This is a genomic window from Sphingomonas astragali (assembly GCF_051400615.1).
Classification (GTDB): Bacteria; Pseudomonadota; Alphaproteobacteria; order Sphingomonadales; family Sphingomonadaceae; genus Sphingomonas.
Genome location: NZ_JBLFFH010000001.1, coordinates 806,677 through 819,949 on the forward strand (window position 1 = coordinate 806,677; position 13,273 = coordinate 819,949).

Consider the following 13,273-nt stretch of genomic DNA (forward strand, 5'->3'; position numbering starts at 1 on the left):
GCGCCGTCACGAAACCCGTCCATGCGCGCCCCGTTGATCCGGGGCACGGCACGCCCGCCCATCCTCCACCCCTCCGCTCCAGGAGACGCATGAGCCGCAAGCCCGTCCCCGCCCAGTCCGGCGACCGCAGCCGCGCCGAGGTGACCTTCGACCGGCCCGAACTGCTGCCCCAGCTCTTCGGCGAATATGACACCAATCTCGTCGCGATCGAGAACCGCCTCGGCGTCTACATCACCGCGCGCGGCAACCGCGTGCAGCTCGAGGGTGCGGCGGAGGCGGTCGCGCTCGCCCGCGACGTGCTGAACGGGCTCCACACCAGGCTGCTCCAGGGCCAGGACGTCGATCCCGGCATGGTCGACGCGGTGATCGCGCTCGCCAGCGAGCCGACGCTCGACGGCATCATCCGCGCCGATCGCACCGCGCCGCCGCCGATCATGATCCGCACGCGCCGCAAGACGATCGTGCCGCGCACGATGATGCAGACGCATTACATGCGCGAGCTGGTGTCGAGCGACATGATCTTCGCGCTGGGTCCGGCGGGCACGGGCAAGACCTATCTCGCGGTCGCGCAGGCGGTGGCGCAGCTCATCACCGGGTCGGTCCAGCGCCTGATCCTGTCGCGCCCGGCGGTCGAGGCGGGCGAGCGGCTCGGCTTCCTGCCCGGCGACATGAAGGAGAAGGTCGATCCCTATCTCCGCCCGATCTACGACGCGCTCTACGACTGTATGCCGCCCGAGCAGGTCGAGCGGCGGATCGCCTCGGGCGAGATCGAGATCGCGCCGATCGCCTTCATGCGCGGCCGCACGCTCGCCGACGCCTTCGTCATCCTCGACGAGGCGCAGAACACCACGCCGGCGCAGATGAAGATGTTCCTGACCCGCTTCGGCCAGAACAGCCGCATGGTGATCTGCGGCGATCCCAAGCAGGTCGACCTGCCGGGCGGCATGGGCGCCTCGGGCCTCAACGATGCGGTGGCGCGGCTGGAGGGGATCGAGGGCATCGCCATGGTCCGCTTCACCGCCGCCGACGTCGTGCGCCATCCGATCGTCGGCCGGATCGTCGAGGCCTATGAGGGAGCGGAAGCGTGATCGACGTCGCCGTTCTGCGCGAGGATCCCTGGCCCGAGGGCGATTGGGAGACGCTCGCCGCCCGCGCCGCCGTCGCCGCGATCGAGCGCACGCCGCAGGGCGAGTGGATCGGCCTGCCGACCGCGATCGAGATCGCCGTGCGCCTGACCTCCGACGCGGAGGTGCATAGGCTCAACCGCCAGTACCGCGGCAAGGACAAGCCGACCAACGTCCTCTCCTTCCCGATGGTGCAGCCCGACCTGCTCGACACGGTGACGCAGGGCTCCGACGACGGCGAGGTGATCCTCGGCGACATCGTGCTCGCGCATGGCGTCTGCATCGCCGAGGCGGCGGAGAAGGGGATCGGCGTCGAGCATCACGCGACGCACCTCATTGTCCACGGCGTGCTGCATCTGCTAGGTCATGACCACGGCGACGACGCCGCGGCGGAGGCGATGGAGGAGATCGAGCGCGCGGCGCTGGCGAGCCTCGGCATTGCCGACCCCTACATCATCGACGAGGACTGACCCCCACATGCCCGAGGGCCAAAGTCGCAGCGGCAACGGCGACAACGAACCTTCCAGTATCTGGCGCGGCCTGCGCAACCTCCTGTTCGGCGAGGACAGCGGCGAGACGCTGCGCGACCGCCTCGAGGAGGTGATCGACAGCCATGAGGACGAAGGCGAGCGCCATCGCCCGATCGCCGGCGACCTGGCGCCGATCGAGCGGCAGATGCTGCGCAACCTCCTCCATTTCGGCGAGCGCGATGCCGGCGACATCGGCGTGCCGCGGGCGGACATCATCGCGGTCGAGGAGCGGACGAGCTTCGCCGACCTGGTGAAGCTGTTCGCGGAGGCCGGCCACAGCCGCCTGCCGGTCTATCGTGAAGAGCTCGATACCGTGATCGGCATGGTCCACATCAAGGATGTGTTCGAGATCGTCGCCAACGGCGGCGAGCCGCCCGCCAGCATCGCGGCGATCATGCGCCAGCCGCTCTACGTCCCCCAGTCGATGGGCGCGATCGACCTGCTCGCGCAGATGCGCCAGAGCCGCACCCATCTCGCGGTGGTGCTCGACGAATATTCGGGCACCGAGGGGCTCATCACCATCGAGGACCTGATCGAGGAGATCACCGGCGAGATCGAGGACGAGCATGACGAGGCACCGGTCGCGATGCTGGTGCCGCTCGACGGCGGCGCCTGGGACGCCGATGCGCGCGCGGAGCTGGAGGACGTCGCCGAGGCCGTCGACCGGCGACTCGGCGAGGTCGATGAGGACGTCGACACGCTGGGCGGCCTCGCCTTCGTACTCGCCGGCCATGTGCCGGAGCCTGGCGAGTGCCTGGTCCACGACAGCGGCTGGACGCTCGAGGTGACCGAGGCCGATGCGCGCCGCGTCACCCGGCTGATCCTGCACCCGCCCAGGTCTACGCCGGAAGAGGAGGGGGCTTGAGTCCGCTCGCCCTGTAATCGCCTCAGCCGATCACCAACTTCACCTTTTCGCGTTTCTCCGATCATTGCCGCTCGGCTAGCCTTCCAGAGCTTCCCGGAAAGCCACTGGGCCGTTGGGCCGGGTGCTGGCCGTCAGCGCATGGACAAGGAGAAGACGAGATGGATGCCCCAACCACCGGTGATCCCCTGAGCTCTCCCGCCAAACAGCCGGCCGCGCTGCGGCGGCTGCTGGGCCGGACCAATCGCGACTGGTGGCCGAACCAGCTCTCGCTGGAGATTCTCCAGCAGAACGGCCTGTCCGGCGATCCGATGGGCGACGACTTCGACTATGCGGCGGAGTTCAAGACCCTCGACTATGCTGCGGTCAAGCGCGACCTCCATGCGCTGATGACCGACAGCCAGCCGTGGTGGCCGGCCGACTATGGGCATTACGGTCCGTTCTTCATCCGCATGGCCTGGCACAGTGCCGGTACCTATCGCACCGGCGACGGCCGCGGCGGCGCCTCGTCGGGCTCGCAGCGCTTCGCCCCGCTCAACAGCTGGCCCGACAACGCCAACCTCGACAAGGCGCGCCGCCTGCTGTGGCCGATCAAGCAGAAATACGGCCGCAAGCTCAGTTGGGCCGACCTGCTGATCATGGCCGGCAATGTCGCGTTCGAATCGATGGGCGCGCCCGTGTTCGGCTTCGGCGGCGGCCGCAAGGACGTGTTCGAGCCCGAGAAGGACATCTACTGGGGCACCGAGGAACAATGGGTCGGCCACCCGGAGAACCAGACGCGCATCCAGCCCGAGAAGGAGATGGTGCTGGAGGAGCCGCTCGCCGCGATCCAGATGGGCCTGATCTACGTCAATCCGGAGGGTCCCGGCGGCGTCCCCGAAGCGCTGCAGTCGGCGCGCGACATCCGCGAGACCTTCGCCCGCATGGGCATGAACGACGAGGAGACCGCCGCGCTCACCGCGGGCGGCCATACCTTCGGCAAGGCGCACGGCGCCGGCGACGCGTCGAAGGTCGGCGCCGAGCCCGAGGGCGCGGACATCGCCCAGCAGGGCCTCGGCTGGCAGAGCGGGCACGAATCGGGCATCGGCGATCACACCATCACCAGCGGCATCGAAGGCGCATGGACGCCCACCCCCACCCAATGGGACATGAGCTTCCTCCACATGCTGCTCGACTATGACTATGAGCTGGTGCGGAGCCCCGCGGGCGCGAAGCAGTGGCAGCCGGTGGGCCAGAAGCCGGAGGACATGGCGCCGGGCGCGCACAGCCCCGACCGGCGGGTACCGACGATGATGACCACCGCCGACATGGCGTTCAAGGTCGACCCCGAATACCGCAAGATCCTGGAGAAGTTCCGGGCCGATCCGGACTATTTCGCCGACACCTTCGCCCGCGCCTGGTTCAAGCTGTGCCATCGCGACATGGGCCCCAAGGCGCGCTACCTGGGGCCCGAGGTGCCGGAAGAGGATTTGATCTGGCAGGATCCGATCCCCGAGGCGCACTATGCGCCGATCGACGCGGCCGACGTGGCGGCGCTCAAGGGCAGGATCGCCGATTCCGGCCTGTCGGTCGCCGATCTGGTCAGGACCGCCTGGGCATCGGCTGCGACCTACCGCCAGTCGGACCATCGCGGCGGCGCCAACGGCGCACGCATCCGCCTCGCGCCACAGAAGGACTGGAAGGTCAACGAGCCGGACAATCTCGCTCGCGTGCTCAAGGTCTATGAAGGCATCAAGGCGGATTTCGACGAGAACGCGAGCGGCGGCAAGAAGGTGTCGATCGCCGACCTGATCGTGCTCGGCGGCTCGGTGGGTATCGAGAAGGCGGCGCGCGACGCAGGCCGCGCGATCGAGGTGCCCTTCACCCCCGGCCGCACCGACGCGACCGAGGAACAGACCGACGCCGCGAGCTTCGCGGTGCTGGAGCCCAGGGCCGACGGCTTCCGCAACTATCTCTCGGTCCGGTTCAGCGTGCCGACCGAGGAGCTGCTGGTCGACCGCGCCCAGCTGCTCGGCCTCAGCGCGCCGGAGATGACGGTGCTGGTCGGCGGCCTGCGCGTGCTCGGCGCCAACCATGGCGGGTCGAAGCACGGCGTGTTCACCGACCGGCCGGGGCAGCTCACCAACGACTTCTTCGTCAACCTGCTCGACATGGGCACGGCATGGCGGGAGGTCGATCCGGCGGGCGACGAGGAGTTCGTCGGCACCGACCGCCGGACCGACCAGCCGCGATGGACCGCGACGCGCACCGACCTGGTGTTCGGCGCCAATTCGCAGCTCCGCGCGATCTCCGAGGTCTATGCCGCGGCCGATGCCGGCGAGAAGTTCGTGAAGGACTTCGTCGCGGCCTGGACCAAGGTGATGAACGCGGATCGCTTCGATCTCGCCGCGTGACCGCGCATCGTGATGAAAGGGCCGCGAGCATCGTTCGCGGCCCCGCGCATCGGGATCGAAGCGCTGACATTGCTTCAATCCGAACAGACACGCCCTAACTCACTCCGGTGACCGGCACGCTCGCCATCGCCTTCTCCGCCGCCGCGATGACGCTGATCGTCGGCGTGCGCTACCTGGTCACGAGCGGCGCCTTCGCCCTCGCGACCCGCGCGGTTCGCCCCGGTCTCTATACCGGTCTCGACACGCAGGTCCGCCGCGAGATCGGCTGGAGCCTCGCCTCCGCCGCGATCTACGGCGTGCCGGCCGGCGTGGTCGCCTGGGGCTGGCAGGCGCACGGCTGGACCCGCATCTACACCGACCTCCACGTCTCGTCGCTGTGGTACTGGCCGCTGTCGATCCTGCTCTACCTGCTCGCGCACGACGCCTGGTTCTACTGGACCCACCGCTGGATGCACCGGCCGGCGGTGTTCCGCCGCGTCCATGCCGTCCATCACGCCAGCCGACCGCCGACCGCGTGGGCGGCGATGAGCTTCCACCCGCTGGAGGCGCTCACCGGCGCCGTGGTGATTCCTGCGCTCGTCTTCCTCATCCCGATCCATGTGGCGGCGTTGGGCGTGGTGCTGGGCGTCATGACGCTGATGGGCGTCACCAACCACATGGGCTGGGAGCTCTTCCCCCGCGCGCTCTGGTCCGGTCCGATCGGCGACTGGCTGATCACCGCCAGCCATCACCAGCGCCACCACCAGGCCTATGGCTGCAACTACGGCCTCTATTTCCGCTTCTGGGATCGCCTGTGCGGCACCGATCGCGGCGTGGCTCTTTTCGCAGGCGCAAAAGATTCGGGAGCAAAGCCGCCCGAGCCGCGTTTGCCCCGAAAAGGACAGGGAATCGCTTGATGATAGAACGCGTTGCTTCGCTCGCCGCCCTCGCCATCGCGTCGGCGGCCATCCCCGCCGCTGCCCAGGACGATCCGCCATCCCGGCCGAGCGACGACCGCGTCACCGTCGGCATCGGCATCGGCACCGTGCCCGATTACGAAGGCTCCGACGACAACCGCATCGCCCCCGTCCCCGCGGCGATGGGGCAGGTGAGCGGCTATCGCTTCACCCTGATCGGCAACCGGCTGAGCGTCGATCTCATCCGCAACCGTCCCGGCCCCGGCTGGGACCTCCAGCTCGGACCCGTCGCGGCGTTGGGCTTCAACCGCACCTCGACCAAGAGCATCGACGATCCGCGCATCAAGGCCCTCGGCAAGGTCGACACCGCGATCGAGCTCGGCGGCTATGCCGGCATCGCCCGCGTCGGCGTCATCACCAGCGACTACGACCGGTTGAGCGTCACCGTGAGCTACCGCCACGACGTCGCCGGCGCGCACGACAGCGGCATCTGGACGCCGACCGTCAGCTACATCACCCCCTTGAGCCGCAAGGCGATGGTCGGCCTGTTCGCCACCGCCGACCGCGTCGAGGGCAAGTACGCCCGCACCTATTTCAGCATCACGCCGGGTCAGTCGATCGCGAGCGGTCTCCCCGCCTACGATGCGCGCGGCGGCTGGAAGAACCTGACGCTCGGCGCGATGGCCAGCGTGTCGCTGACCGGTGATCTCACCCATGGCCTCAGCCTGGTCGGCGGCGGCGGGTGGACCCGGCTGATGAACGATTTCGCCGACTCGCCCGTCACCAGTATCGCCGGCGACCGCAACCAGTGGATCGGCGCGGTCGGCCTCGCCTATACCTTTTAGCCGTCATCCCGCCGAAAGCCGGGTTCTCATGCCGCAGGCGGCACGCCTCGCGAGATTCCGGCTTCCGCCGCGCCGACGAAGGGCCTAGAACGCCCCGCATCCCCGGGGGAGCGCCGATCCGCGCTTGAGAGGAGGGCAGGAGCCCTCGACCCGCTGAACCTGATCCGGCTGACACCGGCGTAGGGAGGGAGCGGCCCCGCCACCGGACCGTCCTCTCCCGAACAGAGGAGAAGACGAATGGCCGACATCCCCGCGCGCACCGAGATTGGCGTCACGACGGGTCCTATCCGTGGCTCGCGGAAAATCCACGTCGGCCCGTTGGGCGTCGCGATGCGCGCGATCGACCTCGAGCCCTCGTCCGCCGAGCCTGCGCTCAACGTCTACGACACCTCGGGGCCCTACACCGACCCGGCGGCCAGCATCGACATCATGGCCGGCCTCCCTGCACGTCGCCGCGAGTGGATTCTCGCCCGCGGCGACGTCGAGAGCTACGACGCGCGGGCGGTGAAGCCCGAGGACAATGGTCAATTCGGCCCCGACCGCTCGGGCGGCGTCGATCCTTTCCCGAGCATTGTCAGGCGCCCGCTGCGCGCCAAGCCGGGCATGAACGTCAGCCAGATGCACTACGCCCGCCGCGGCATCGTCACCCCCGAGATGGAATATGTCGCCACCCGCGAGAACCTCGGCCGCGAGATGCTGCGCGATCACGTCCGCGACGGCCAGGACTGGGGTGCGGCCATCCCCGACTACGTCACGCCGGAATTCGTCCGCGACGAGGTGGCGCGCGGCCGCGCGATCATCCCGGCCAACATCAATCACCCTGAAACCGAGCCGATGGCGATCGGCCGCAACTTCCTGGTCAAGATCAACGCCAACATCGGCAATTCCGCCGTCGCCTCCGACGTCGCGGCCGAGGTCGACAAGCTGGTGTGGGCGATCCGCTGGGGCGCGGACACGGTGATGGACCTCTCCACCGGCCGCAACATCCACGACACGCGCGAATGGATCATCCGCAACTCCCCCGTGCCCGTAGGCACCGTCCCGATCTACCAGGCGCTGGAAAAGGTCGGCGGCATCGCCGAGGAGCTGAGCTGGGAGATCTTCCGCGACACCCTCGTCGAACAGGCCGAGCAGGGGGTCGACTATTTCACCATCCACGCCGGCGTCCGCCTGCCCTATGTCCCGCTGACCGCCAGGCGGGTCACCGGCATCGTCTCGCGCGGCGGCTCGATCATGGCGAAATGGTGCCTGGCGCACCACAAGGAGAGCTTCCTCTACGAGCGCTTCGACGAGATCACCGAGATCATGAAGGCGTACGACATCGCCTATTCGCTCGGCGACGGCCTGCGCCCCGGCTCGATCGCCGACGCCAACGACGAGGCCCAGTTCGCCGAACTCTACACGTTAGGCGAGCTGACGAAGCGCGCCTGGGCCCAGGACGTCCAGGTGATGATCGAGGGCCCCGGCCACGTGCCGATGCACAAGATCAAGGAGAACATGGACAAGCAGCTCGCGGCCTGCGGCGAGGCGCCCTTCTATACGCTGGGGCCGCTGACCACCGACATCGCGCCCGGCTACGACCACATCACCTCGGGCATCGGCGCGGCGATGATCGGCTGGTACGGCACGGCGATGCTCTGCTACGTGACGCCCAAGGAGCACCTCGGCCTCCCCGACCGCGACGACGTGAAGACTGGCGTGGTCACCTACAAGCTCGCCGCCCACGCCGCCGACCTGGCGAAGGGCCACCCGGCCGCGAAGCTGCGCGACGATGCCCTGAGCCGCGCCCGCTTCGAGTTCCGCTGGCGCGACCAGTTCAACCTGTCGCTCGATCCGGACACGGCCGAGCAATACCACGACCAGACGTTGCCGGCCGAGGGCGCCAAGACCGCCCACTTCTGCTCGATGTGCGGGCCGAAGTTCTGCTCGATGAAGATCACCCAGGAGGTGCGGGACTTTGCGGCGAAGCAGAACGCGCCGGTGGAGAGCTTCGTCGCCGCCGAGGAGGCGGAGGCGGGGATGAGCGAGATGAGCGACGTGTTCCGCGAAAAGGGAGGTGAGATCTACCTCCCCGCAGCGGAGTAGGAGTCCGGCTCTCGATTTTCGGAGCCCTGGCGGAGACGGAGGGATTCGAACCCTCGGTACGAGTAATCCCCGTACGGCGGTTTAGCAAACCGCTGGTTTCAGCCACTCACCCACGTCTCCGGATGCGGCAGAGCGCCGGGCTATAGCGGCGGCGCGGAGGGGGATCAACCGACCTTGCGCATCGCGACCGGCCGCGGAATCGACTCGCCTCGTCGCCCGTTCGACTCGCCCTGCCGCCTGTTCATTGCCGGTCAAGCATGGCAGGATCAGTCGTGAAGAATGAATTTGTGGACCGGGGGGTCGATAATGCGTGCTTTGAGGGCCCTCGGCCTGTTCGTTCTGACCGCCGGCATACTGGCCGCGCCCGCAGCCACGCAGGTGCGCACGGTCGATCCCAACAGCGCGATCGATGCCGACCTCCGGCAATCGTCGCCTCCCGTGCAGCAGACGACACCCCCGCCCCCCGAGCCGGAGGAGGAGATGCGGGTCGATCCCGGCCCCGATAGTTCCGCGCCGCAAGCCGATGTCCAGACCGATGCCGGCGCCGCGCAGGCGAACGTCACCCGATCGGGCGACCTGCCGCCGCCGGTCCCGGGCTCGCAAGCCGCGCCGACCTACGACAATGAGGATGTGCTCTCCGCCGCCGAAGGGGTGTTCGGCAAGGGCGCCAAGGGCCTCGCTACGCTGATCGAGGACCTGCTCCAGAAACAGGGCCGTCCCAACGCCTATATCGCAGGACGCGAAGCCGGCGGCGCGCTGATAGTGGGCCTGCGCTATGGTTCGGGCACGCTCAGCCACAAGGTCGAGGGAACGCGTCCGGTCTACTGGACCGGCCCCTCGGTCGGTTTCGACGTCGGCGGCGACGCCAACAAGGTGTTCGTGCTGGTCTATAACCTCTATGACACCCAGGAGCTCTATCGCCGCTTTCCGGCGGCGGAGGGCCGCGTCTATTTCGTCGGCGGCTTCGCGGCGACCTATCTGCGCCGCGGCAACATCGTACTGATCCCGATCCGGCTCGGCGTCGGCTGGCGGCTCGGCGCCAACATCGGTTACATGAAGTTCAGCGAGAAATCGAAGTGGCTGCCGTTCTAACCGCGCGCAGGCCGGCCGCGTCCGGCGCGATCAGCACGCGGGGCCGGCCGAGGGAAAGCCTCGCCGACGATATGGGCTTGTCCGTGACGCCTGTCGCTAGTCCGCCATCCGCCACCTGAGACGCTCGCCCGCCCGGAACGGCACCACCGCGCTCTCGCCGGCCGCGATCCGCTCGGGCACCGTCCACTCGGTCCGCTCGAGCGTCACCGTCCCGTCGTTGAGGGGCAGGCCATAGAAGCGTGCGCCGTTCTCGCTGGCGAACGCCTCGAAACGATCGAGCACGCCGTCCCCTTCGAACACCTCGGCATAGAGTTCGAGCGCGTGCAGCCCGGTGAAGATCCCCGCGCATCCGCAACCGCTCTCCTTGGCCTCGACCATGTGCGGAGCGGTATCCGTACCAAGGAAAATGTTGGGCGCTCCGGAGGTCGCCGCGCGCCGTACCGCCAGCCGATGCTGTTCGCGCTTGGCGACCGGAAGGCAATAGGCGTGCGGCCTCAGGCCTCCGGCGAAGATCGCGTTGCGGTTGATGATCATGTGCTGCGGGGTCACCGTCGCGCCGACGCGTTCGGGATGCGCGAGCACGAAATCGGCGGCCTCCGCGGTGGTGATATGCTCGAGCACGATCCGCAGCGCCGGAAGATCGCGCAGCAGCGGCGCCAGCACGCGCTCGATGAACACCGCCTCGCGGTCGAACACGTCGATCTCGGGGTCGGTCACCTCGCCATGGATGAGCAGCGGCATGTCGATCCGCTGCATCGTCTCCAGCACCGGCATGATCGCCGCGATCCGCGTCACACCATGAGCGGAATTGGTCGTGGCGTTCGCCGGGTAGAGCTTGCAGGCGGTGAACACGCCGCGCGTGAAGCCGCGCTCCACCTCGGCCGGATCGGTCGCGTCGGTGAGATAGCAGGTCATCAGCGGCATGAAACCGCTCTCCTCCGGCACCACGGCGAGGATGCGCGCACGATAGGCCTCGGCGGCAGCGACATCGGTCACCGGCGGAACCAGATTGGGCATCACGATCGCCCGCGCGAACTGGCGTGCGGTGAGCGGCGCGACCGCCGCCAGCATCGCGCCGTCGCGAAGATGCACGTGCCAATCGTCGGGGCGGCGGATGGTGAGGCGGTCGGTCATGCTGGTATCCGGCTTGGATTTGCGTCGGCCCCGCTTACCTAGACGCCATGGCCAACACCACCCTTGCCGACCGCGCGCTGATCCGCGTCGCCGGCGACGACCCGCGCGATTTCCTTCAGGGCCTCGTTACGCAGGATGCCAGCCTGGTTAGGCCGGGCGCTCCGCGGTGGAGCGGGCTGCTGACGCCGCAGGGCAAGGCGCTGTTCGATTTCATCCTGTGGGACGACGGCGACGCATTGCTGATCGATTGCGAGGCCAGTGAGGCGGAGGCGCTCGCGCGGCGCCTGACCATGTACCGCCTGCGCCGCGCGATCACGATCGAGCCGGCCGTCGGTGCCGTCCATTGGTCGCCGGACGCGGACGAGGGCGTGCCCGATCCGCGCCTCGCCGAGCTCGGCCGCCGCTGGCTCGGCAAGAAAGGCGACCCGGCGACGGGCTGGCTCGAGCATCGCCTCAAGCTCGGCGTCACCGAAGGCGTCGCCGAGCTCGGCCGCGACGCGACGCTCTGGCTCGAATGCAATGCCGCCGAGCTGGGGGGCGTGAGCTTCACCAAGGGCTGCTACGTCGGCCAGGAAAACACGGCACGGATGCACCACCGCAGCAAGGTCAACCGCCGGCTGATGGTGGCGCCGCTCGGCGAGCCCGGAGACCGCACCCGCACGACCTATCCGGAGCTCGGCCTCATGGTCGAGCTCCGGCGCGTCGAAAACCTCGGCGATGCGATCGCACCGGACTGGCTCGCGAATGCTGTCTCAAGCGAGACCGATTGAGTTCATTGGGAGACGCGACGGTGTGAAGAGAAGAAGGGTTTGTTCACGCGAAGGCGCGAAGAGAAGAAGAGTTTGTTCGCGCGGGGACGCGGAGGCGCGGAGGTGTCTCGCCTGCTGCACCGTCAGCCGCGTAAGCGGTTTTCAAAGCTCAAGAGCCGCAGGTGAAAGGGTCTCGCTGACGCGAGACGGAGCTGCGAGCGAGACACCTCCGCGTCTCCACGTGAACCTCTTAACTTTCTTCTTCTCTTCGCGCCTTCGCGCCTTCGCGTGAACAAATCCTTCTTCTCTCCACGCCCCGCGCGAACAGATCTCGACTAGCCCCAGCGCGCGCCCAAACAAAAAGGGAGGCCGGTTGCCCGACCTCCCTGATTGTGTCGTCCGAAACCGGACGGTGGATTACATCCCCGAGCCAGGCCCGTAGGTGATCTCCACGCGGCGGTTCTGGAGCTCGCGGACGCCGTCGGCGGTCTCGACGCGCGGACGGCTCTCGCCGAACGCTTCGGTCGAGATGACCCCGTCGGGGATGCCGTGCGAGGTCATGTACGCCTTCACCGAGTCCGCGCGGCGCTGCGACAGGCCGACGTTGTAGCTCGCCGAACCCGAACGGTCGGCGTGGCCGGCCAGCATGACCTGCGCGTTGCCGCAGTTCTGGTACGCCGAGATGGCGTTGTCGAGGATGCCCGAGGCCTCCGGCGTGATGTCCGAGCGATCCCACTCGAAGAACACGATGTACGGTCCCGGCGTGCACACCGGCGGCGGAGGCGGCGGGGGCGGCGGCGGGGGAGGCGGCGGCGGGGGCGGGGGCGGCGGAGGCGGCGGGGGCGCCGCCGGCTCGCCGAAGTTGTAGGTGAAGCCGCCGAGGATGCTGTGCGAGCGGTAGCGACCCTCGTAGGTGCTGCCGACGACGTCGACGAACTTCGGATCCTGCGCGTTGAAGAAGCGATACTTCAGCGTCGCGTCGATGTTGTCGGTGATCGGCGCGCGGATACCGGCGAGACCCTGCCACGCGAAGACGGTGTCCGAGTCGTCGAGGAACGAGCCGTTGTTGTTCAGCCCGTAATCGGCCTTGATCCGCGCCACGCCGGCGCCGCCGCCGATGAAGCCTTGGACGCCGTCATCGTCGCCGAAGTCCAGCAACGCGTTCAGCATGAAGCTGAGCGCGCTGGTGTTGCCGCCGGCATAGTCGTAATCGCCGGCCGGCGCAGCGAAGAGCGCGCCGGTGCCGGTGAACGCCGGCGTCGTCACGGTCGAACGATAGCCATCGATGTTCGCACGCTTGTAACCGACCTCCGCTTCGATGCGGAACGCACCGAAATCGTAACCGATGTTGCCGTCGAAGTCATAGCCATAAGCGCTGTCGACGGTGGAGGCATTGCTGACGGTGGTGCCGTTAGCAGTAGTGATGTCGAAATCGATGTCTTCGACAAGAGTCACGCCGCCCTCGACGCCGACGTACCACGACTTATCGCGGGCGACGGCGGGAGCGCTGAGCGCAGTAGAGGCGAGCGCCAGAGCGACGACAAGCTTCCGCATCATAATCCC

General features: G+C 68.2%; 11 protein-coding genes, 1 tRNA gene and 1 riboswitch. Of the genes, 9 read left to right on the top strand and 3 right to left on the bottom strand.

What is annotated here, in order from left to right:
* Positions 1-89 precede the first annotated feature (89 nt).
* From ACMGER_RS04090 to thiC, 7 genes are all read left to right on the top strand, one after another.
* Positions 90-1,088, top strand: a complete 999-nt coding sequence (locus tag ACMGER_RS04090; RefSeq protein ID WP_436810833.1) for a PhoH family protein — start codon at positions 90-92, stop codon at positions 1,086-1,088.
* A complete protein-coding gene (ybeY, locus tag ACMGER_RS04095; protein ID WP_436810834.1) occupies positions 1,085-1,594 on the top strand; it encodes an rRNA maturation RNase YbeY in 510 nt (169 codons plus the stop codon). The genes ACMGER_RS04090 and ybeY overlap by 4 nt, the downstream gene beginning before the upstream one ends.
* A gap of 7 nt (positions 1,595-1,601) precedes the next feature.
* Positions 1,602-2,519 carry a hemolysin family protein gene (locus ACMGER_RS04100; protein ID WP_436810835.1) on the top strand — a complete coding sequence of 306 codons (918 nt, stop codon included), beginning with the start codon at positions 1,602-1,604 and terminating at the stop codon, positions 2,517-2,519.
* 158 nt (positions 2,520-2,677) lie between these two features.
* On the top strand, positions 2,678-4,909 hold the full coding sequence (gene katG, locus ACMGER_RS04105) for a catalase/peroxidase HPI (protein WP_436810836.1): 2,232 nt from the start codon (positions 2,678-2,680) through the stop codon (positions 4,907-4,909).
* Between the two features lie 146 nt (positions 4,910-5,055).
* On the top strand, positions 5,056-5,805 hold the full coding sequence (locus tag ACMGER_RS04110) for a sterol desaturase family protein (RefSeq protein WP_436811668.1): 750 nt from the start codon (positions 5,056-5,058) through the stop codon (positions 5,803-5,805).
* Positions 5,805-6,650, top strand: coding sequence for a MipA/OmpV family protein (locus tag ACMGER_RS04115; RefSeq protein ID WP_436810837.1), 846 nt, complete (start codon positions 5,805-5,807; stop codon positions 6,648-6,650). Before ACMGER_RS04110 ends, ACMGER_RS04115 begins: the two co-directional genes overlap by 1 nt.
* Positions 6,651-6,749: 99 nt before the next feature.
* A riboswitch (TPP riboswitch) is annotated at positions 6,750-6,840 on the top strand.
* A gap of 47 nt (positions 6,841-6,887) precedes the next feature.
* Positions 6,888-8,735 carry a phosphomethylpyrimidine synthase ThiC gene (gene thiC / locus ACMGER_RS04120; RefSeq protein ID WP_436810838.1) on the top strand — a complete coding sequence of 616 codons (1,848 nt, stop codon included), beginning with the start codon at positions 6,888-6,890 and terminating at the stop codon, positions 8,733-8,735.
* A 27-nt stretch (positions 8,736-8,762) separates the two neighbouring features.
* Here the strand turns inward: thiC and ACMGER_RS04125 are convergent.
* A tRNA-Ser gene (locus tag ACMGER_RS04125) sits at positions 8,763-8,855 on the bottom strand.
* A 186-nt stretch (positions 8,856-9,041) separates the two neighbouring features.
* On the opposite strand from ACMGER_RS04125, the gene ACMGER_RS04130 reads away from it, so the two are divergent.
* Positions 9,042-9,827 carry a DUF1134 domain-containing protein gene (locus ACMGER_RS04130; RefSeq protein ID WP_436810839.1) on the top strand — a complete coding sequence of 262 codons (786 nt, stop codon included), beginning with the start codon at positions 9,042-9,044 and terminating at the stop codon, positions 9,825-9,827.
* 96 nt (positions 9,828-9,923) lie between these two features.
* Here ACMGER_RS04130 and pyrC read toward each other — a convergent pair whose 3' ends face one another.
* Positions 9,924-10,961: a dihydroorotase gene (pyrC, locus tag ACMGER_RS04135; RefSeq protein WP_436810840.1), complete on the bottom strand. Its 1,038-nt coding sequence runs from the start codon at positions 10,959-10,961 to the stop codon at positions 9,924-9,926.
* A gap of 47 nt (positions 10,962-11,008) precedes the next feature.
* Here pyrC and ygfZ point away from each other — a divergent pair, with 47 nt between their 5' ends.
* Complete coding sequence (gene ygfZ, locus ACMGER_RS04140) at positions 11,009-11,731, top strand: CAF17-like 4Fe-4S cluster assembly/insertion protein YgfZ (RefSeq protein ID WP_436810841.1); 723 nt, start codon at positions 11,009-11,011, stop codon at positions 11,729-11,731.
* A 396-nt stretch (positions 11,732-12,127) separates the two neighbouring features.
* On the opposite strand, the gene ACMGER_RS04145 is transcribed toward ygfZ, so the two are convergent.
* Complete coding sequence (locus tag ACMGER_RS04145; protein WP_436810842.1) at positions 12,128-13,264, bottom strand: OmpA family protein; 1,137 nt, start codon at positions 13,262-13,264, stop codon at positions 12,128-12,130.
* Positions 13,265-13,273: the final 9 nt, after the last annotated feature.